The organism is Streptomyces sp. NPDC091272, from assembly GCF_044757485.1.
GTDB lineage: Bacteria > Actinomycetota > Actinomycetes > Streptomycetales > Streptomycetaceae > Streptomyces.
Window position 1 is genome coordinate 269,418 of sequence record NZ_JBIVVC010000007.1, and the last position, 19,977, is coordinate 289,394.

General features: G+C 71.6%; 16 protein-coding genes and 1 pseudogene. 2 read left to right on the plus strand and 15 right to left on the minus strand.

The genetic code is table 11. The features are described from left to right. Positions 1-149 precede the first annotated feature (149 nt). From ACIQM4_RS21410 to ACIQM4_RS21420, 3 genes are all read right to left on the minus strand, one after another. Complete coding sequence (locus tag ACIQM4_RS21410; RefSeq protein ID WP_401593753.1) at positions 150-1,610, minus strand: glutamate synthase subunit beta; 1,461 nt, start codon at positions 1,608-1,610, stop codon at positions 150-152. Continuing rightward, positions 1,603-6,168 (minus strand): glutamate synthase large subunit, encoded by a 4,566-nt coding sequence (gene gltB / locus ACIQM4_RS21415; protein WP_401593756.1) that lies wholly within the window; start codon positions 6,166-6,168, stop codon positions 1,603-1,605. Before gltB ends, ACIQM4_RS21410 begins: the two co-directional genes overlap by 8 nt. Positions 6,169-6,542: 374 nt before the next feature. Next, positions 6,543-7,271 (minus strand): VIT1/CCC1 transporter family protein, encoded by a 729-nt coding sequence (locus tag ACIQM4_RS21420; RefSeq protein WP_401593758.1) that lies wholly within the window; start codon positions 7,269-7,271, stop codon positions 6,543-6,545. A gap of 397 nt (positions 7,272-7,668) precedes the next feature. Here ACIQM4_RS21420 and ACIQM4_RS21425 point away from each other — a divergent pair, with 397 nt between their 5' ends. Then, positions 7,669-8,565 carry a ribokinase gene (locus tag ACIQM4_RS21425; protein WP_401593761.1) on the plus strand — a complete coding sequence of 299 codons (897 nt, stop codon included), beginning with the start codon at positions 7,669-7,671 and terminating at the stop codon, positions 8,563-8,565. 109 nt (positions 8,566-8,674) lie between these two features. Here the strand turns inward: ACIQM4_RS21425 and lgt are convergent, their stop codons facing one another. The 11 genes and pseudogenes from lgt to hisI form a co-directional block, all read right to left on the minus strand. After that, positions 8,675-9,664, minus strand: coding sequence for a prolipoprotein diacylglyceryl transferase (gene lgt / locus ACIQM4_RS21430; RefSeq protein ID WP_401593764.1), 990 nt, complete (start codon positions 9,662-9,664; stop codon positions 8,675-8,677). A gap of 174 nt (positions 9,665-9,838) precedes the next feature. Continuing rightward, complete coding sequence (locus tag ACIQM4_RS21435; RefSeq protein ID WP_401593767.1) at positions 9,839-10,825, minus strand: DsbA family protein; 987 nt, start codon at positions 10,823-10,825, stop codon at positions 9,839-9,841. Positions 10,826-10,965: 140 nt separating this feature from the next. Then, positions 10,966-11,778: a tryptophan synthase subunit alpha gene (gene trpA, locus ACIQM4_RS21440; protein ID WP_401593769.1), complete on the minus strand. Its 813-nt coding sequence runs from the start codon at positions 11,776-11,778 to the stop codon at positions 10,966-10,968. Beyond that, a complete protein-coding gene (trpB, locus tag ACIQM4_RS21445) occupies positions 11,775-13,058 on the minus strand; it encodes a tryptophan synthase subunit beta (RefSeq protein WP_401593772.1) in 1,284 nt (427 codons plus the stop codon). The genes trpA and trpB overlap by 4 nt, the downstream gene beginning before the upstream one ends. A gap of 75 nt (positions 13,059-13,133) precedes the next feature. Then, entirely contained in the window at positions 13,134-13,277 is a 144-nt protein-coding gene (trpM, locus tag ACIQM4_RS21450) for a tryptophan biosynthesis modulator TrpM (protein ID WP_373312432.1), read from the minus strand. An 11-nt stretch (positions 13,278-13,288) separates the two neighbouring features. Then, entirely contained in the window at positions 13,289-14,098 is an 810-nt protein-coding gene (trpC, locus tag ACIQM4_RS21455) for an indole-3-glycerol phosphate synthase TrpC (protein ID WP_401593774.1), read from the minus strand. 116 nt (positions 14,099-14,214) lie between these two features. After that, a complete protein-coding gene (locus ACIQM4_RS21460) occupies positions 14,215-14,670 on the minus strand; it encodes a DUF2752 domain-containing protein (protein ID WP_401593777.1) in 456 nt (151 codons plus the stop codon). Positions 14,671-14,876: 206 nt separating this feature from the next. Next, the gene (locus ACIQM4_RS21465; protein ID WP_401593779.1) at positions 14,877-15,128 is read right to left on the minus strand and encodes an HGxxPAAW family protein; all 252 of its coding nucleotides are present in this window, start codon (positions 15,126-15,128) and stop codon (positions 14,877-14,879) included. Between the two features lie 211 nt (positions 15,129-15,339). Continuing rightward, positions 15,340-15,984, minus strand: a pseudogene (locus ACIQM4_RS21470) (TIGR02234 family membrane protein); the annotation flags it as partial. A gap of 25 nt (positions 15,985-16,009) precedes the next feature. Then, positions 16,010-17,494, minus strand: coding sequence for an anthranilate synthase component I (locus ACIQM4_RS21475; protein WP_401593782.1), 1,485 nt, complete (start codon positions 17,492-17,494; stop codon positions 16,010-16,012). Positions 17,495-17,505: 11 nt separating this feature from the next. After that, complete coding sequence (gene hisI / locus ACIQM4_RS21480) at positions 17,506-17,886, minus strand: phosphoribosyl-AMP cyclohydrolase (RefSeq protein ID WP_401593784.1); 381 nt, start codon at positions 17,884-17,886, stop codon at positions 17,506-17,508. Between the two features lie 83 nt (positions 17,887-17,969). Here hisI and ACIQM4_RS21485 point away from each other — a divergent pair, with 83 nt between their 5' ends. Further along, positions 17,970-18,602 carry a TIGR03085 family metal-binding protein gene (locus tag ACIQM4_RS21485; RefSeq protein WP_401593787.1) on the plus strand — a complete coding sequence of 211 codons (633 nt, stop codon included), beginning with the start codon at positions 17,970-17,972 and terminating at the stop codon, positions 18,600-18,602. 100 nt (positions 18,603-18,702) lie between these two features. Here ACIQM4_RS21485 and ACIQM4_RS21490 read toward each other — a convergent pair whose 3' ends face one another. Next, entirely contained in the window at positions 18,703-19,914 is a 1,212-nt protein-coding gene (locus ACIQM4_RS21490; protein WP_401593790.1) for a cytochrome P450, read from the minus strand. Between the last annotated feature and the right edge of the window lie 63 nt (positions 19,915-19,977).

Sequence of the window (19,977 nt, forward strand, 5' to 3'; positions counted from 1 at the left end):
CGCCGCGTAAGTTCCGTACGACGCTGTACGGGACATCTTGGGGGTCGTTCTCAGGATCGGAGCAACGGCTCGGAACATCGGCTCAGAACAACACAGAAGCCACCGTACGCCAGGGCGCCCCGCACGCGTACGGGCGGGGCACCTCCGGCTCAGACGGTCAGCGCGCGGTCGGTCGGCCGCACCGGGGCCGGCAGCGCGCTGACCCCCGTCAGGTACCGGTCCACGCCCCGGGCCGCCGAGCGGCCCTCGGCGATGGCCCACACGATGAGCGACTGGCCGCGGCCGGCGTCACCGGCGACGAAGACGCCGTCGACGTTGGTCGCGTAGTCGGCGTCCCGGGCGATGTTCCCGCGCTCGTCCAGGTCCAGGCCGAACTGCTGGACCAGGCCGTTCGCCTGGTCCGTGCCGGTGAAGCCCATCGCGAGGGTCACCAGCTGGGCCGGGATGACGCGCTCGGTGCCGGTCTTCTGGTTCAGCTTGCCGTCCTTGAACTCCACCTCGATGAGGTGCAGTTCCTGGACGTTGCCGTCCTCGTCGCCCTCGAAGTGGGTGGTGGAGACGGAGTAGACCCGCTCGCCGCCCTCCTCGTGCGCGGAGGTGACCTTGTAGAGCATGGGGAAGGTCGGCCAGGGCTGGCCCGGGTTCCGCTCCTCGCCCGGCCTGGGCATGATCTCCAGCTGGGTGACGGAGGCGGCGCCCTGGCGGTGGGCGGTGCCCACGCAGTCGGCGCCGGTGTCGCCGCCGCCGATGACCACGACGTGCTTGCCCTCGGCGGTGATCGGGGCGACGGTCAGGTCGCCCTCCTGCACCTTGTTGGCGAGCGGCAGGTACTCCATGGCGAAGTGGATGCCGTTCAGGTCGCGGCCGGGCACCGGCAGGTCGCGGGAGACGGTCGCACCGGCCGCCACGACCACCGCGTCGTAGCGGCGGCGCAGCTTGGCCGCGTCGATGTCGCGCCCGATCTCCACCTCGGTGCGGAACTTGGTGCCCTCGGCGCGCATCTGCTCTATGCGCCGGTTGATGTGCGACTTCTCCATCTTGAACTCGGGGATGCCGTAGCGCAGCAGTCCGCCGATGCGGTCGGCGCGCTCGTACACGGCGACCGTGTGGCCGGCCCTGGTGAGCTGCTGGGCGGCGGCCAGGCCGGCCGGGCCCGAGCCGATGACCGCGACGGTCTTGCCGGACAGGCGCTCCGGCGGCTGCGGGGTGACGTCGCCGCTGTCCCACGCCTTGTCGATGATGGTGACTTCGACGTTCTTGATGGTGACGGCGGGCTGGTTGATGCCCAGCACGCACGCCGACTCGCAGGGCGCGGGGCACAGCCGCCCGGTGAACTCCGGGAAGTTGTTGGTGGCGTGCAGCCGCTCGGAAGCGGCCTGCCAGTCCTCGCGGTAGGCGTAGTCGTTCCACTCGGGGATCAGGTTCCCGAGCGGACAGCCGTTGTGGCAGAACGGGATGCCGCAGTCCATGCAGCGGCCGGCCTGCTTGCTGATGATCGGGAGGAGGGACTTGGGAACGTAGACCTCGTTCCAGTCCTTCACACGGTCCTCGACCGGGCGGGTCTGCGCGACTTCGCGCCCGGTGGTCAGAAAGCCCTTGGGGTCAGCCATTGGTCGCCGCCTCCATCATCTTCTCGGTGGTCTCCTGCTCGGAGAGACCGGCGAGCTCAGCGGCGTCCTTGGCGGCGAGCACTGCCTTGTACGTGGACGGGATGATCTTGCTGAAGCGGGCGGCGGCGGCGGGCCAGTCGGCCAGCAGCTTCGCCGCGACGGTCGATCCGGTCTCCTCCTGGTGGCGGCGCACGACGTCGTGCAGCCACTGCTGGTCGGAGGTGGACAGCGGCTCGATCGCCGCCAGGTTGCCGGCGTTGACGCATGTCCGGTCGAGGTCGATGACGTACGCGACGCCGCCGGACATGCCGGCCGCGAAGTTGCGGCCCGTCTCGCCGAGCACGACGGCGTGGCCGCCGGTCATGTACTCGCAGCCGTGGTCGCCCACGCCCTCCGAGACGACGGTGGCACCGGAGTTACGGACGCAGAAGCGTTCGCCGGTACGTCCGCGCAGGTACAGCTCGCCGCCGGTGGCGCCGTAGCCGATGGTGTTGCCGGCGATCGTCGAGTACTCGGCGAGGTGGTCGGCGCCCCGGTCGGGGCGGACGATGACGCGACCGCCGGAGAGGCCCTTGCCGACGTAGTCGTTGGCGTCGCCCTCCAGCCGCAGGGTCACGCCGCTGGGCACGAAGGCGCCGAAGGACTGGCCCGCGGAGCCGGTGAAGGTGATGTCGATGGTGTCGTCGGGCAGGCCTGCGCCGCCGAACTTCTTCGTCACCTCGTGGCCGAGCATCGTGCCGACGGTGCGGTTGATGTTGCGGATGGCGATCTGCGCGCGGACCGGCTGGGCGGCCTCCGCGGTGTCCGCGTTGAGCGCGTCGGCGGCCAGCTTGATCAGCTGGTTGTCGAGCGCCTTCTCCAGGGCGTGGTCCTGCACCGTGATCTGGTGGCGGACCGCGCCCTCGGGCAGCTCGGGCACGTGGAAGAGCGGCGCCAGGTCGAGGCCCTGGGCCTTCCAGTGCCGTACCGCCTGCTCGGTGTTGAGGAGCTCGGCGTGGCCGACCGCCTCCTCCAGGGTGCGGAAGCCCAGCTCGGCCAGGATCTCCCGGACCTCCTCCGCGATGAACTGGAAGAAGTTGACGATGTACTCGGCCTTGCCGGAGAACCGCTCGCGCAGCACCGGGTTCTGGGTGGCGATGCCGACCGGGCAGGTGTCCAGGTGGCAGACGCGCATCATGACGCAGCCCGAGACGACGAGCGGCGCGGTGGCGAAACCGAACTCCTCGGCGCCGAGCAGCGCCGCGATGACGACGTCGCGGCCGGTCTTGAGCTGGCCGTCGGTCTGCACCACGATCCGGTCCCGCAGGCCGTTGAGCAGCAGGGTCTGCTGGGTCTCGGCGAGGCCGAGCTCCCAGGGACCGCCCGCGTGCTTCAGCGAGGTGAGCGGGGAGGCGCCCGTTCCGCCGTCGTGTCCGGAGATCAGGACGACGTCGGCGTGCGCCTTGGAGACACCGGCGGCGACCGTGCCCACGCCGACCTCGGAGACCAGCTTCACGTGGATGCGGGCCGCCGGGTTGGCGTTCTTGAGGTCGTGGATCAGCTGGGCGAGGTCCTCGATGGAGTAGATGTCGTGGTGCGGCGGCGGGGAGATGAGGCCCACGCCCGGCGTCGAGTGACGCGTCCTGGCGACCCACGGGTACACCTTGTGGCCGGGCAGCTGGCCGCCCTCGCCGGGCTTCGCGCCCTGCGCCATCTTGATCTGGATGTCGTCGGCGTTGACCAGGTACTCGCTGGTCACACCGAAGCGGCCGGATGCGACCTGCTTGATGGAGGAGCGGCGCGCCGGGTCGTACAGGCGTTCCGCGTCCTCGCCGCCCTCACCGGTGTTGGACTTGCCGCCCAGCTGGTTCATGGCGACGGCGAGGGTCTCGTGCGCCTCCTGCGAGATGGAGCCGTACGACATGGCGCCGGTGGAGAAGCGCTTGACGATCTCGGAAGCGGGCTCGACCTCGTCGAGGGAGATCGGCTCGCGGCCGCTCTGGAAGCCGAAGAGGCCGCGCAGCGTCATGAGGCGCTCGGACTGCTCGTTCACCCGGTCGGTGTACTTCTTGAAGATGTCGTAGCGGCGGTCGCGGGTGGCGTGCTGGAGGCGGAAGACCGTCTCCGGGTCGAACAGGTGCGGTTCGCCCTCGCGGCGCCACTGGTACTCGCCGCCGATCTCCAGCCTGCGGTGCGAGGCGGCGATGCCGGAGGCCGGGTAGGCCTTGGCGTGCCGGGCGGCGACCTCCTGGGCGACGACGTCGAGACCGGCGCCGCCGATCTTGGTGGCGGTGCCGTTGAAGTACTTGGTGACGAAGGCCTCGTCGAGCCCGACGGCCTCGAAGACCTGGGCGCCCCGGTAGGAGGCGACGGTGGAGATGCCCATCTTGGACATCACCTTCAGCACGCCCTTGCCCAGTGCGTAGATCAGGTTGCGGATGGCCTGTTCGGCGTCGTCCGTCTCCATGAAGGTGCCCGCGCGGACCAGGTCCTCGACGGACTCCATCGCGAGGTACGGGTTGACGGCCGCGGCGCCGTAGCCGATGAGCAGCGCGACGTGGTGCACCTCGCGGACGTCACCGGCCTCGACGAGCAGGCCCACCTGGGTGCGCTGCTTGGTACGGATGAGGTGGTGGTGCACGGCTGAGGTGAGCAGCAGCGAGGGCATCGGCGCGTGCTCGGCGTCGGAGTGCCGGTCGGAGAGCACGATCAGCCGCGCGCCCGCCTCTATGGCGGCGTCGACCTCGCCGCAGATCTCCTCGATCCGGTCGGCCAGTGCCTCACCGCCGCCGGAGACCCGGTAGAGACCGGAGAGCGTCGCGGCCTTCATGCCGGGCATGTCGCCGTCGGCGTTGATGTGGATGAGCTTGGCCAGCTCGTCGTTGTCGATCACGGGGAAGGGCAGGGTGACGCTGCGACACGACGCGGCGGTCGGCTCCAGGAGGTTGCCGGCCGGGCCGAGCGAGGAGCGCAGCGAGGTGACGAGCTCCTCACGGATCGCGTCCAGCGGCGGGTTGGTGACCTGCGCGAACAGCTGGGTGAAGTAGTCGAAGAGCAGCCGGGGCCGCTCGGAGAGCGCCGCGATCGGCGAGTCCGTACCCATGGAGCCGAGCGGCTCGCCGCCGGTCCGTGCCATCGGCGCCAGGATGATCCGCAGCTCCTCCTCGGTGTAGCCGAAGGTCTGCTGGCGGCGGGTGACGGAGGCGTGGGTGTGCACGATGTGCTCGCGCTCGGGGAGGTCGGAGAGCTCGATCTCGCCGGTCTCCAGCCACTGCTGGTACGGGTTCTCGGCGGCCAGCGTGGCCTTGATCTCCTCGTCCTCGACGATGCGCCGCTCGGCGGTGTCGACCAGGAACATCCGCCCCGGCTGGAGGCGGCCCTTGCGGACCACCTTCGCGGGGTCGATGTCCAGGACGCCGACCTCGGAGGAGAGGACGACGAGACCGTCGTCGGTGACCCAGTAGCGTCCCGGGCGCAGACCGTTGCGGTCCAGTACGGCGCCCACCTGCGTGCCGTCGGTGAAGGTGACGCAGGCCGGGCCGTCCCAGGGTTCCATCTGGGTGGCGTGGTACTGGTAGAACGCGCGGCGGGCCGGGTCCATGGAGTCGTGGTTCTCCCACGCCTCGGGGACCATCATCAGCACCGAGTGCGGCAGCGAGCGTCCGCCCAGGTGCAGCAGTTCGAGCACCTCGTCGAAGGACGCCGAGTCGGAGGCGTCCGGCGTGCAGACGGGGAAGATCCGGTCCAGCTTCTCCGCGCCGAAGAGCTCGCTGGCGAGCTGCGATTCGCGCGCCTTCATCCAGTTCCGGTTGCCCTTGACCGTGTTGATCTCGCCGTTGTGCGCGACGAAGCGGTACGGGTGGGCCAGCGGCCAGGACGGGAAGGTGTTGGTGGAGAACCGGGAGTGCACCAGCGCGACGGCCGTGGCCAGGCGCCGGTCGGAGAGGTCGGGGAAGAACGGCTCCAGCTGCCCGGTGGTGAGCATTCCCTTGTAGACGAGGGTGCGCGCGGAGAGCGACGGGAAGTAGACACCGGCCTCACGCTCGGCGCGCTTGCGCAGGACGAATCCCTTGCGGTCGAGGGCGATCCCGGTGTTCTCGCCGTCCGACACGAAGAGCTGCCGGAAGGTCGGCATGGTGGCGCGCGCGCCGTTGCCCAGCAGGGCGGGGGTGACGGGGACCTCACGCCAGCCGAGGACGGTGAGACCTTCCTCGCCGGCGATCGTCTCGATCTGCGAGACGGCCTCGGCGGCGGCGTCGTCCGCGGCGGGCAGGAAGGCGATGCCGACCGCGTAGCCGCCGGCGGCGGGCAGGTCGAAGTCGGTGACCTCGCGGAGGAACACGTCCGGGACCTGGAGCAGGATGCCGGCGCCGTCGCCGGAATCGGGCTCGGAACCGGTGGCACCGCGGTGTTCGAGGTTCCGCAGCACCGTCAGCGCCTGCTCGACCAGCTCATGGGAGGCCACACCGGTAAGGGTGGCGACAAAGCCGACGCCGCATGCGTCGTGCTCGTTGCGGGGGTCGTAGAGCCCCTGCTGGGCGGGGCGACCGTCCATGGGCGACCAGGCGTGGGTACGCATCGGCACTCCCGTCGTCGTCGTGGCATATGCAGATACCGAGGGACGACACTGGCCCTCCGCGAAATTTCGTGCAGGTTACATGATGGCTGGCTTCTCGCGAAGCGGATAACGCATTCCACCATGCGGACACCGCGCATCGGCGGTGAATGTGGTGCAGAGGTGGGCAGACCGCCACCTGCAGGACCGTAGCGAAGCAGGCATCGTTGCCTACGGCGCTTACGGCTCATGCCCGGTGGTCAACTGGACGAAACCGATGAGTAACGGCTACTTATGCGCCACCTTGCATATAGCCATATTCTACGGGGCGCATCCTGGATCCGCGCCGGGGCGTACGTCACACTCCGGCGTCGGTCGGAGGAGGTCGGGCCCGGCGGCTAGAGCGCCGCCCCGAACAGGGCGCCGAGGCCGTACGTCACCGCCGCCGCGGCCCCGCCGAGCACGAGCTGGCGCAGCCCGCTGTACCACCAGGAGCGCGCGGTCACCCGGGCGACGACGGCCCCGCAGGCGAACAGCCCGACGAGGGCCAGCAGCACCGCGGGCAGCAGCGAGGCCGCCCCCAGCAGGTACGGCAGCACGGGCAGCAGCGCCCCGAGCGCGAACGCCCCGAACGACGAGACGGCGGCCACCAGCGGCGAGGGCAGGTCGTCCGGGTCGATCCCCAGCTCCTCGCGGGCGTGGATCTCCAGTGCCTGCTCGGGGTCGCGCGACAGCTGTTCGGCCACCTGCCGCGCGAGGTGGGGCTCCACCCCGCGGGTCACGTAGAGCGCCGCCAGCTCCTCCATCTCGTCCTGCGGGTGCTTCTTCAACTCCCGCCGCTCGACGTCGAGTTCGGCCTCGACCAGCTCTCGCTGCGAGGCCACGGAGGTGTACTCGCCCGCCGCCATCGAGAAGGCCCCTGCGGCGAGTCCGGCCAGCCCGGTGATCACGATGGTCTGCTGCGAGAGAGCACCGCCCGCGACGCCCGTCATCAGTGCCAGGTTGGACACCAGTCCGTCCATCGCCCCGAAGACGGCGGGGCGCAGCCAACCGCCGTTGACGTCGCGGTGGGTGTGGTTGTCGCGGTGCGCCTCGTGCAGCGTCGCTTCGGTCTCGATGATGGCCATGCCGGTCTTCCCCGTGCCCCTCTGTGCTTCCTGCGGCCGGGGGACGCCCCGACGCGTTCGAAAGTACGCACGATTCGAAACTCGCGCCAGCAAGGAAGGCCGTACTTACCTGGTACGAAGGGGAGTTGACCTACCTTTCCAAGGTAAGCCTTTCCTCACTCCGGCTGAGCGGGCTCCCGCAACAGCGGCGCCCGGCGCCCTCCAGCACGCTCACCGGCGCTCGACCGGGTGACACGTGGGGCGTGGCCCGGCCGCCGCGGGCCCGGGGTGTGGCAGAGATTTCCGCGGGGGCCGGGCCACCGCCGCGCGCCCGGCACACCGCCGTCGGCCTCCCGCACCTCATCCGGGACGGCCCGCGACCCCCTCCGCCGAGCTCCACCCACCGAGAGGTCCGCAGATGACCAAGCCACCCGCCCTCGCCGTACTCGGCAGCACCAACATGGACCTCGTCGCGTACGTCGCCAAGGCCCCGGCCCCCGGCGAGACCGTCACCGGCCTCTCGTGCCGCACCGTGCCGGGCGGCAAGGGCGCCAACCAGGCCGTCGCCGCGGCGCGCGCGGGCGGCGAGGTGACGATGATCGGCGCGGTCGGCACCGACGACTTCGGCGCACGGCTGCGCGACGCCCTCGCGCGCTCCGGCATCGACACCGGCTCGCTGCGCACCGCCGACGGCCCCTCCGGCACCGCCCACATCGTCGTGGACGGCGACGGCGGCAACTCCATCGTCGTCATCCCAGGCGCCAACGACACCGTCACCGCGCTGGCCCTCGGCGACGAAGCCGTCATCGGTTGTGCGTACGCCCTGCTCGTCCAGCTCGAACTCCCGATGTCCGTCGTCACGGCGGGGGCGACGGCCGCCCGCGGCCACGGCGTCATGACGATCCTGACGCCGGCCCCCGCGGTCCCGATGCCGCCCGAACTGCTCGCCGTGACCGACCTGCTGGTGCCCAACGAACACGAGGCCGCGGCCCTCACCGGGCTCCACGACCCGCTGCTGGCCGCCCGCGCCCTGCTCGACGACGTGCCGGCGGTGCTGGTCACGCTGGGCGCGGCGGGCAGTACGTACGTCAGCCGCGAGACACCCGAGCCGGTCTTCGTACCCGCCCACCCGGCGGAGCCCGTCGACACCACCGCAGCCGGGGACACCTTCGTCGGCGCGCTCGCGGTGGCGCTCGGCGAGGGCAGACCCATGCCGGAGGCGATGCGCTGGGCGTCGGGCGCGGCGGCCCTGTCGGTGGGACGCCACGGCGCCTCGACCTCGATGCCCTACCGCCAGGAGATCGACGCCCTGTGACCTCACCGGGGGCCCGCGGCCCCCGGTACGTACGACAGGGCCGCCGGAACCGGTACGGTCCCGACGGCCCTGCCCCGCGTTGCGTTACGTTGCGCTGCCTTGCGCTGCGTCAGATCTTCTTCGCCGAACCGGCGCCGTCCTGCACGTCCTGCACGTCCTGCGTCCGGTCCTTGTCGAGGTCGGTGGTCGCGCCCTTGCCCGCCGTGCCGCCCGGCGCCTTCGCACCGGCCTCCTCGTCGCCGTCGGCCGCGTCCGCCGCCTCAGCCGCCTCCGACTCCGCCTCCGCGCCCTCGCGGTCCGGCTCCACGGTCTGCTCGCGGCCGGGGCGCAACCGCTGGGACAGCACGAAGTAGACCGCCGCCAGGACGAAGACGATGATCGCCGTCCACACGTTGAGGCGCAGCCCCAGGATGTGGTGGGCGTCGTCGATGCGCATGTACTCGATCCAGCCGCGGCCGGCGCAGTACAGCGCGACGTACAGGGCGAAGACCCTGCCGTGGCCGAGCTTGAAGCGCCGGTCGGCCCAGACGATGACGGCCGCGACACCGAGGCACCAGAGCGACTCGTAGAGGAACGTCGGGTGGTAGAACCCCGCCTCGTCGCCCTTGGTGATCTCCAGCGCCCAGGGGAGGTCGGTCTTCCGCCCGTACAGCTCCTGGTTGAACCAGTTGCCCCAGCGCCCGATGGCCTGCGCGATGACGAGCGCGGGCGCCATGGCGTCGGCCCAGGCCGGCAGCGGGATGCCGCGGCGCCGGCAACCGATCCAGGCGCCGACCGCGCCGAGGGCGACGGCCCCCCAGATACCGAGGCCGCCCTCCCAGATCTTGAAGGCGTTGACCCAGTTCTTGCCTTCGGAGAAGTAGAGCTGGTAGTCGGTGATGACGTGGTAGAGCCGTCCGCCGACGAGGCCGAACGGCACCGCCCAGACGGCGATGTCGGCGACCGTTCCCGGCTTACCACCGCGGGCGATCCAGCGCTTGTTGCCGTACCAGACGGCTACGAAGACGCCGATGATGATGCAGAGGGCGTAGCCGCGCAGCGGGATGGGTCCGAGGTGGATCTCACCGGCCGCCGGGCTGGGAATGTAGGCAAGGTTCATGGCGGGGTCGACGCTACCCTGCCGCACCACACCGATGACAACCCGACCGACAACGTCTGCATAACAAGCCCCCTTCCGCACCCCAGCCCCCTTGGGCACCGGGGCCGCCCCCGGGGGCGGAACGGGTGGGCAAGGGGGCGGCCCCCACGCGGAGCGCCCCCACCCCCGACCGCCCTACTCCCGCGCCCCCACCGCACCCGCCGTCCCCGCAGCTCCCGGCGCACCCGCCACACCTGCCCCGCCGGCCGGCGACGGCGAAACGGAAGCCGCCCCAGATCCAGGCGCGGACGCAGACGCCGCCCCAGGCCCAGGCGCGGATGCGGACGCAGACGCAGACGCAGACGCAGAAGCCGGCACCCTCCCCACCCGCTTCCCCCTGTTCGCCACGTCCACCCACTTCACCAGATTCGCCGGCGTGATCTGCTCGCTCCCCTTCTGCGGGAAGATCGACTCGCCGTTCAGCAGGACCGTCGGCGTCGCCTTGTACTTCGAGTTGCTGAAGTCCTCCTGCACCTTGGTCACCCAGCCCGCGTGCGCCCCGTCGTCGACGCACGCGTCGAAGGTGGACCCGCGCAGCCCCGGCACCTTCTGGGCCAGCTCCAGCAGACGGCTCTTCTGCCCGAAGGCGTCGTCCGCCTCCTGCGGCTGGTTGCGGAAGAGCACGTCGTGGTACCCGTGGAACTTCCCCGCGTCCTGCGCGCAACCCAGCGCGTTCGCCGCGTACTTCGAGCCGGTGCCCTGCATCGCGTTGTCGATGAACGACACCAGGTGGTACTCGGCGCGGATCTTGCCCTCGCGCTCCAGCTTGTTGACTGTGTCGCGCATGGTGTTCTCGAACATGCCGCAGGCGGGGCAGCGCAGGTCCTCGTAGACGGTGAGGACCGACGGTGCGTCCGTCATGCCCACCGGAATCGCGACGTTCCCCTTCCCCACGGTGCCTGCCGGGTCCTTGACCGGGCCGTTGCCGGACGCCTTGTCACCCTTTCCCCCACCGCTGTTCGCGGCGACCACGCCGGCGACGGCGGCGAGGCCGAGCACACCGACCACCGCCGCGCCGACGATCAGCACACGGCGCCGTTTGTCGCGCGACTTCTGTGCTTCGCGCTCCTGGATGAGCCGCTCGCGGGCGGTTCGCTTGCCTTCAGAGTTCTTCTCGCTCACACCCGCAGCAACGAATCGGGGCGGCACCAATGTGCCGCCCCGATCCCAATCCACCCAAATGGACTACGGAACCATAAAGTTACGCGTCCGAACGAAGGTTCTCAGCCCGCCGCACGGCCGGCCCGAACGCCCGCTGCTGCTCAGTCCCGCCGTACGCCCGCGGCGAGGTCCGCCGCCAACTCCCGTACGGCGCGCAGCCCGGCCGCCTCGTCCTCGGCGTCCAGCATCCGCTTGACGAACGCGGAACCGACGATGACGCCGTCCGCGAAGACCGCAACTTCCTTGGCCTGTGCGGCGTTCGAGACTCCGAGTCCCACGCAGACCGGCAGCTCGGTCGTCGCCTTCGTCCGCCGCACGAGGTCCGCCGCCTGCTCGCCCACGGACTCCCGGGTCCCGGTGACGCCCATCAGCGAGGCCGCGTAGACGAAGCCTGAGCCCGCGGCCGTGATGGTGGCGAGCCGTTCGTCCTTGCTGCTCGGCGCGACCACGAACACCGTGGCCAGGCCGTGCTTCTCTGCGTGCTCGCGCCACAGCGCGGACTCCTGGACCGGCAGGTCGGGCAGGATGCAGCCCGCGCCGCCCGCGGCTGCCAGCTCGGCGGTGAACCGCTCGACGCCGTACCGGTCGATGGGGTTCCAGTACGTCATGACCAGCACCGGTGCACCGGTCGCGGCGTGTGCCTCGCGCACCGTACGCATCACATCGGCGATCTTCACACCGCCGCGCAGCGCGATGTCGTCCGCGGTCTGGATGACCGGGCCGTCCAACACCGGGTCGCTGTGCGGCAGTCCGACCTCGACGACGTCCGCGCCGCCCGCGACGACGGCCTTGACGGCCTCGATGCCGCCGTCCACGGTCGGGAACCCGGCCGGCAGATAGGCGATCAGCGCGGCCCGGTCCTCGGCCTTCGCGGCGGCCAGGGTGTCGCTCAACAGCTGTACGTTGCCGCTCACTTGGCGTCCTCCGAGATCTCCGCGACCGCGCTCGCGTCCGCCGCGACGGCGGCGTCCGTGTCGTACAGCCCGAAGTAACGGGCCGCCGTGTCCATGTCCTTGTCGCCGCGCCCGGACAGGTTGACCAGGATCAGCCCGTCCTTGCCCAGTTCCCTGCCGAGGTCCAGCGCCCCGGCGAGCGCGTGCGCGCTCTCGATCGCCGGGATGATCCCCTCCGTGCGCGACAGCAGGCGCAGGGCCTGCATGGCGGCGTCGTCGGTAACCGCCCGGTACTCGCCGCGGCCGATGTCCTTGAGGTACGAGTGCTCCGGGCCGATGCCCGGGTAGTCGAGCCCGGCGGAGATCGAGTAGGGCTCGGTGATCTGGCCCTCCTCGTCCTGGAGGACGTAGCTGCGCGAGCCGTGCAGGATGCCGGGCTCGCCGGCGCTCAGCGTGGCCGCGTGCTCGCCGGTCTCGATGCCGTGCCCCGCGGGCTCGCAGCCCACCAGGCGGACGTCCGCGTCCGGGATGAAGGCGTGGAAGAGACCGATCGCGTTGGAGCCGCCGCCGACACAGGCCACGGCCGCGTCCGGGAGCCGCCCGGTGCGCTCCAGGATCTGCCGGCGCGCCTCGACGCCGATCACGCGGTGGAAGTCGCGGACCATGGCCGGGAAGGGGTGCGGGCCCGCGACCGTACCGAAGAGGTAGTGGGTGCGGTCCACGTTGGCGACCCAGTCGCGGAACGCCTCGTTGATGGCGTCCTTGAGCGTGCGGCTGCCGGACCTCACCGCGACGACCTCGGCGCCCAGCATCCGCATCCGGGCGACGTTGAGCGCCTGGCGCTCGGTGTCGATCTCGCCCATGTAGATGGTGCAGTCGAGGCCGAAGAGCGCGCAGGCGGTCGCGGTGGCGACGCCGTGCTGGCCCGCGCCCGTCTCGGCGATGACCCGGGTCTTGCCCATCCGCTTGGTGAGCAGCGCCTGGCCCAGCACATTGTTGATCTTGTGTGAGCCGGTGTGGTTGAGGTCCTCGCGCTTGAGGAAGATCCGTGCGCCGCCGGCGTGTCCGGCGAAGCGCGGCACCTCGGTGAGGGAGCTGGGGCGGCCGGTGTAGTGGACCATCAGATCGTCGAGCTCGGCGGCGAAGGCGGGGTCCGACTTGGCCTTGTCGTACTCGACGGCGACCTCGTCCACTGCGGCGACCAGCGCCTCGGGGATGAACTTGCCGCCGAAGTCACCGAAATAGCCCTCGGTGGTGGGGACCTGACCCTGGGGGTCGGGGAAGAAGAACTCGCTGGGCATGCGGAAACTCCTCGTACGAAATGAAGTGTTTCGAGCGTTGTGGGATGTCACTGTGCCCATGCCGAAGCAGGGCTTTCAGCGACGACGCCATCGCATGCCGTTGATCTGTCCGGGCTCGGAACCGATGTGGTACCGCACCCGTCGGCCCCTCACCCGTCGCGCGGGCGCGCGGCAGCCACGAGGGCGGCAGCCGCGGGCGAGACGGGCGTGAGGGGTCATGGCGGGTTCCGTCAGCCCCGTCCGTGGCGCAGTGCCGGGTGCGCGCCCGCGGCGACCAGGTCCGAGACCGCGGACTTCGGGTCGCGGCCGGTCACCAGGGACTCGCCGACCAGGACCGCGTCGGCGCCGGCGTTGGCGTACGCGATCAGGTCGTGCGGGCCGCGCACGCCGGACTCGGCGATCTTGACGATGTGGTCCGGGATCTCCGGCGCGACGCGCTCGAAGACACCGCGGTCGACCTTGAGGGTCTTGAGGTCACGGGCGTTCACACCGATGATCTTCGCTCCGGCGGCGACCGCGCGGTCCACCTCGTCCTCGTCGTGCACCTCGACCAGCGGGGTCAGACCGATGGACTCGGCGCGCTCGATGAGGGAGACCAGCGCGTCCTGCTCCAGGGCGGCGACGATCAGCAGCACCAGGTCGGCGCCGTACGCACGGGCCTCCCAGAGCTGGTAAGCGGTGACGATGAAGTCCTTGCGCAGCACCGGGATGTCGACCTTGGCGCGGACGGCCTCCAAGTCGGCCAGCGAACCGCCGAAGCGGCGCTCCTCGGTGAGCACGGAGATGACGGCGGCGCCACCCGCCTCATAGTCGGCGGCCAGGGCCGCCGGGTCGGCGATGGCCGCGAGCGCACCCTTGGAGGGGCTGGAGCGCTTGACCTCGCAGATGACCTTGACGCTGTCACCGCGCAGGGCAGCGACACCGTCCTTCGCGGCGGGCGCGTTGGCAGCCCGCTCCTTGAGCTCCTCCAGGCTGACACGTGCCTGCCGCTCCGCGAGGTCGGCGCGGACGCCTTCGATGATCTCGTCGAGCACACTCACGCGAGCTGCCCCCTTCCGGGACGGTGGTGGAGGGCCAGGTTCGGCCACAAGCGATGGTATCCGCACCGGACCGAAGGATCCGCATCCGGTTGACCACTGTCCCACTACCTGGGCAGTCAGGGCGCGAGTACGGAACCGAACGGGAGATTGCGGACCACGCTGAAGACCGCGAACAACCCGCCCAGGACCCACCACCAGCCCGCGCTCAGGGCGAACCCCATGGGCCTCCCCCGCGCCGCCCGTGTGAGCCACACCACCATCAGCACGGCGAAGGCGGCGTACCCGAGCACCGCCATCGCGTTGGAGCCGAGCGCGGTCAGCAGGTCGCCGTGCGCGACCGCGTACGCGCTGCGCAGTCCGCCGCAGCCGGGGCACAGGAGCCCCGTGGTGGTCAGGAGCGGGCAGAGGGGGTAGTGGCCCGGCTGATTGGGGTCGACCGAGCCGACGTACGCGAAGGCGGCCAGCACCCCGGTGAGGGTGCCCAGAGGCACGGCCAGACGGCGCACGAGCGACCGCTGCGGCGCGGGGGGCGGGGCGGCGTACCGCGCGGGGGCTGGTGAGGAGGCTTCCACCCGCCGATTGTCGCCGCCCGCGGCCCGGTGCGCACGCTCCCCGCGCGGGAAGCCGCAGCGAGGCCCTCCGGCCGCGGCGACACCAGGGGCACGGCGGCACGCGAACAGGGAGCCTCGCGGCCGCCACCGCATACGAAAAGGCGCAGTCCGAGCGGGACTGCGCCTCGCGCCTCGCGGGGGCGCGGCGCCATGTGGGAGGGGCGGTGCTACTGGAGCTGGGCGCGTCCTGCCGCGACCCGGGCCTCGGTGAGGGCGGGCGCCTCCTTGGGCATTCCCATGCCCGCCATGCGCATGCCCAGGCCGACGAGGCCGCCGATCAGCGAGATGGCGATGCCGATCCAGAAGCCGACGGAGTTGGCCATCACCATGTACGCACTGGAGATGCAGATACCGATGAAGGCGATCACGACGCCGGTCCAGGCGGCCGGGGTGTGTCCGTGGTGTCCGCGGCTGGCCATGAGGTGCTCCTAGGTGACTTTGTGCTCTTCAGCTTCCGAGATGCTGCTGCCCATTGTTCCCCACCGCGCCACCGCGCGTGACTTCGGGTCACCCTTCGCGCGTCGGCGACCGGACAAGATCGCCGGGCGCGGCGGCCGTGGGCGCGGCGGCCCGACCGGCGGTGGCGGTGGCGGCCGGCTCGTCCCCGGCGGGCGCGGTGACCGGTCCTGCGGTCGGGTCCTCGCCGCGGTCCAGGGCCTTCCACAGTTCCTCGGGGCGTTCGGGGTCCACCGCCGCGCGGGCCTGCGCGCGGGTACGGGGCCCGCCCTCGCGCTCGTACCGGCCGCCCATGCCGGGCCAGCTGCCGCCGAAGCGCAGCGCGAGGAGGCCCGCGACCAGGATCAGCAGGGCGCCCGAAGCGGTGACGTAGGGCCAGACCGTTCGGGTGAGTCCGGTGACCGTGGCGGCGACGTCGCCGGAGAGCTTCGCGGCCTGCTCGTCGAGGGCGGAGTGGTCGCCCGCCCCGAGCAGCGAGGCCGCGACCGCTCCCGCGCCGCTCAGCGCGAGCAGCGCGGAGACCAGGACGCGGCCCGCCCTGCGGACGGCGAAGACGGCGACCAGGGCGGCGAGGGCGACGATCGCCAGGGCGGCGGGGACGCCGGTGATGGCCTGCCCGTCCGCGTCGAGGGTCTTGGTGCCGATGCCCGCGACGGTGGCCACGCCCGACGTCCAGACCTGCCCGCAGGCGATCAGGACGACGGTGGAGCCGACGGCGCCGCACAGCAGGGCGGTGGCCAGGCTGCGCCTGCCACCGCTGCCTGCCGCGGTCGGGGCGGGCTCGGCTGGGGACTGGGGTGTGGGGGGTACGGCGCTCACACCCCCAGTGTCCCTCACGGCTTCCTCAGCGTCCGAGCCGGTTGGCGGTGTGCACGGCGCGCAGCACGGCGGCGGCCTTGTTGCGGCACTCGGTGTCCTCCGCCACGGGGTCGGAGTCGGCGACGACACCCGCTCCGGCCTGCACGTACGCCGTGCCGTCCCGGAGCAGCGCGGTGCGGATGGCGATGGCGGTGTCGGAGTCGCCCGCGAAGTCCAGATAGCCGACGCAGCCGCCGTAGAGGCCGCGCCTGGACGGCTCCAGCTCCTCGATGATCTGCATGGCGCGCGGCTTGGGCGCCCCGGAGAGGGTGCCGGCGGGGAAGCAGGCGGTCAGGACGTCGAAGGCGGTGCGGCCCTCGGCGACCTGCCCGGTGACCGTCGACACGATGTGCATGACGTGCGAGTAGCGCTCCACGGACATGAAGTCGACGACCTCGACGGATCCGGGCGCGCAGACCCGGCCGAGGTCGTTGCGGCCCAGGTCGACGAGCATCAGGTGCTCGGCCCGCTCCTTGGGGTCGGCCATCAGCTCGTCGGCGAGCTGCTGGTCCTCCTGCGGGGTGGCGCCGCGGTGCCTGGTGCCGGCGATCGGGTGCACCATGGCGCGGCCGTCCTCGACCTTCACGAGGGCCTCGGGGCTGGAGCCCACCACGTCGAACCCGTCGAACCGGAAGAGGTACATGTACGGGGACGGGTTGGTGGCCCGCAGCACCCGGTAGACGTCCAGCGCGCTCGCCTCGCACGGGGTCTCGAAGCGCTGGGACGGGACGACCTGGAAGGCCTCCCCCGCCCTGATGCGCTCCTTGATGTCCTCGACCGCGCCCTGGTACGCCTGACCGCCCCACTTCTCGGTGTAGAGCGGCACCTCGGAGGGCGGCAGCACGGCGGGTGCGGTCGGCACGGCGCGGGAGAGGTCCGCCTCCATCGCGTCGAGCCGGGCGACGGCGTCCGCGTACGCCTCGTCCACACCCGTTTCGAGGTCGTTGTGGTTGATCGCGTTGGCGATCAGCAGGACCGTGCCGTACCGGTGGTCGAGGACCGCGAGGTCCGAGGTCAGCAGCATGGTCAGCTCGGGCAGCCGGAGGTCGTCGGCGCCCCGGTCGCCGATCTTCTCCAGCCGGCGCACGATGTCGTAACCCAGGTAGCCGACCATGCCGCCGGTGAAGGGCGGCAGGTCCCCGGCCAGGTCACGGGGGGTGTGCAGGGTCTCGACCGTGGCCCGCAGCGCGTCCAGCGGGTCACCTTGCGTCGGAACGCCCACGGGGGGCGTGCCGATCCAGTGGGCAAGCCCGTCGCGGGCGGTGAGGGTGGCGGCGCTGCGGACACCGACGAAGGAGTAGCGGGACCAGGAGCGGCCGTTCTCCGCGGACTCCAGGAGGAAGGTGCCCGGTCGTTCGGCGGCGAGCTTGCGGTAGAGCCCCACGGGGGTGTCGCCGTCGGCGAGGAGCCGGCGGCTGACGGGGATGACGCGGCGGTCGGCCGCCAGCTTGCGGAAGGTCTCCAGATCCATGGCCGCAGACCCTACTTGGCGTCGGTGACGGGAAGCACGTCGGCGTCGAAGCAGGTCCGCTCGCCGGTGTGGCAGGCGGCCCCGGTCTGGTCGACCTGGACCAGGAGGGTGTCGCCGTCGCAGTCCAGCGCCACGCCCTTCACCTGCTGCACGTGCCCCGAGGTGTCCCCCTTGACCCAGTACTCGCCGCGGCTGCGCGACCAGTAGGTGCAGCGTCCGGTGGTGAGGGTCCGGTGCAGGGCCTCGTCGTCCATCCAGCCGAGCATGAGCACCTCACCGGTGTCGTACTGCTGGGCGATCGCGGGGACCAGCCCGTCCGGGGTGCGCTTGAGGCGGGCGGCGACCGCGGGGTCGAGGGAGCTCTGGGGTACTGGGGGTACGGGCGTACTCATGGTGCAATTGTGCCGCTTCCGGTGCGGTCCCCGGCCGCCCGTCCACTGTGCGGACGACCCCGGGTCGCCGTACGCTGGCCGACATGTCGACCCATGCCAAGCGTGAACGGCTCCTTCTCGCCGATCTGTTGGAGGCCGCGGGCCCCGATGCCCCGACCCTGTGCGAGGGCTGGAACGCCCGGGACCTCGCGGCCCATGTCGTGGTGCGTGAGCGCCGCTCGGACGCCGCCGCGGGGCTCCTGGTGCCCGCCCTGCGCAACAGGCTGGAGCGGGTCAGCTCCGAGTTCGCCGCCAAGCCGTACGAGGAACTGGTCCAGCTCATCCGCACCGGCCCGCCACGGCGCTCGCCGTACGCGCTGAAGCAGGTGGACGAGGCGGCGAACACGGTGGAGTTCTACATCCACGCGGAGGACGTGCGCCGCGCCCAGCCGCAGTGGACCCAGCGTGAGCTCGACCCGGTGTTCGCGGACGCGCTGTGGGGGCGGCTGGAGAAGATGGCCCGCGTGCTCGGCCGCAAGTCCCCGGTGGGCCTCGTGCTGCGCCGCCCGGACGGGCAGACGGCGGTGGCGCACCGGGGGGCGCCGGTGGTGACCGTCATCGGCGAGCCGGGCGAGCTGCTGCTGTTCGTCTTCGGCCGGCAGGAGTCGGCGAGGGTGGAGCTGGAGGGCGACAAGGAGACGGTGGCCCGCCTGTACGAGGCGAAGCTGGGGCTGTAGCGGCCGGCGGCCGTCCGGTGCGGGGCTCTCCCGGTACGGGGGCGGTCCCCGCACCGGCGGTCCCGGAGCCTCGCGGTGCCGAGGCCCGGTGCCCGCAGCGCTACCAGCGCACGGGCAGCTTGCGCACTCCCCTGATCAGCAGGCCCGGGATCCACGGCCCGGCGTCAGGCGATCCGTCCGCGGCCAGGTCGGGGAAGCGCTCCAGCAGTGTGCGGAGCGCGACCCGGCCCTCCAGCCGGGCCAGCGGGGCGCCCAGGCAGTAGTGCAACCCGTGCCCGAAGGCGATGTGGCCACGGGCGTCGCGCCGGATGTCGAAGCGGCCCGGCTCCTCGAAGCGGGCGCCGTCGCGGTCCGCGTCGGCCATCACGATCACCACCGACGAGCCCGCCGGAATGTGCTCGCCGCCGAAGTCGACGTCCTCGCGGGCGATGCGCGGGGTGGAGCCCTCGACCGGACCGTCGAAGCGCAGGATCTCCTCCACCGCCCCTTCGATCAGCCCCGGCAGGTCGCCGCGGAGCAGGGCCAGCTGATCGGGGTGGTGGAAGAGCGCGCGCAGCCCGTTGCCGATCAGGTTCACCGTCGTCTCGTGCCCGGCGACGATCAGCAGGAAGGCCATGGAGAGGAGTTCGTCCGCGCTGAGCCGGTCGCCCTCCTCGTCGGCCGTGTGGATCAGTGCGCTGAGCAGGTCGTCGCCCGGGGCCTTGCGCTTGTCCTGGATGAGCTCGGTGAGGTACGGCATGGCGGCGCCGTACGCGGCGGCCTCCGCCTCCGGGCCGGTGGGTGCCACCACCTCGTTGGACCAGCCGCGGAAGGAGTCCCGGTCCAGGTCGGGCACGCCGAGCAGGTCGCAGATGACCGTCATCGGCAGCGGGAAGGCCAGCGCGTCGATCACGTCGGCGGCGCGGGCGCCGCCGGCCTCCATCGCGTCGATCAGCGCGTCGGTGACCTGCTGCACCCGCGGCGTCAGCGCCTCGATTCGGCGTGGCGTGAATTCACGGGCCACCAGTCGGCGCAGCCGGGTGTGGTCCGGCGGGTCGCTCAGCAGGACGTGGGCATTGCCGGGGCCGTGCGCGTAGGCGGGCAGCTGCGGGGCGAGGTGTCCGTGGGTGCGCCAGTCGCGGCTGAACCGGGGGTCGACGTAGGCCGCCCGGCACTCCTCGTGGCCGACGACGATCCACAGGTCCTCGCCCTCGGGGGTCACCACCCGGTGCACCGGCCCCCGTTCGCGGAGCGCGGCATAGACGGGGTAGGGATCGGCGACGAAGTCCTTGCTGATTCCCAGGAGTTCGACGGCGGGCCTGGACGGTGACATGGGCGTTCCCCCTCGTTCGGACGCTTCGAGGGGGAACGCTAGCCGTTGTCGATCTTCAACTAC

What these genes read in the sequence shown, in the direction of transcription:
- ACIQM4_RS21410 (WP_401593753.1), bottom strand. Translation starts at nt 1,610, where the DNA reads ATGGCTGACCCCAAGGGCTTTCTGACCACCGGGCGCGAAGTCGCGCAG.
- gltB (WP_401593756.1), bottom strand. Translation starts at nt 6,168, where the DNA reads ATGCGTACCCACGCCTGGTCGCCCATGGACGGTCGCCCCGCCCAGCAG.
- ACIQM4_RS21420 (WP_401593758.1), bottom strand. Translation starts at nt 7,271, where the DNA reads ATGGCCATCATCGAGACCGAAGCGACGCTGCACGAGGCGCACCGCGAC.
- ACIQM4_RS21425 (WP_401593761.1), top strand. Translation starts at nt 7,669, where the DNA reads ATGACCAAGCCACCCGCCCTCGCCGTACTCGGCAGCACCAACATGGAC.
- lgt (WP_401593764.1), bottom strand. Translation starts at nt 9,664, where the DNA reads ATGAACCTTGCCTACATTCCCAGCCCGGCGGCCGGTGAGATCCACCTC.
- trpB (WP_401593772.1), bottom strand. Translation starts at nt 13,058, where the DNA reads ATGCCCAGCGAGTTCTTCTTCCCCGACCCCCAGGGTCAGGTCCCCACC.
- trpM (WP_373312432.1), bottom strand. Translation starts at nt 13,277, where the DNA reads ATGACCCCTCACGCCCGTCTCGCCCGCGGCTGCCGCCCTCGTGGCTGC.
- ACIQM4_RS21465 (WP_401593779.1), bottom strand. Translation starts at nt 15,128, where the DNA reads ATGGCCAGCCGCGGACACCACGGACACACCCCGGCCGCCTGGACCGGC.
- ACIQM4_RS21475 (WP_401593782.1), bottom strand. Translation starts at nt 17,494, where the DNA reads ATGGATCTGGAGACCTTCCGCAAGCTGGCGGCCGACCGCCGCGTCATC.
- hisI (WP_401593784.1), bottom strand. Translation starts at nt 17,886, where the DNA reads ATGAGTACGCCCGTACCCCCAGTACCCCAGAGCTCCCTCGACCCCGCG.
- ACIQM4_RS21485 (WP_401593787.1), top strand. Translation starts at nt 17,970, where the DNA reads ATGTCGACCCATGCCAAGCGTGAACGGCTCCTTCTCGCCGATCTGTTG.
- ACIQM4_RS21490 (WP_401593790.1), bottom strand. Translation starts at nt 19,914, where the DNA reads ATGTCACCGTCCAGGCCCGCCGTCGAACTCCTGGGAATCAGCAAGGAC.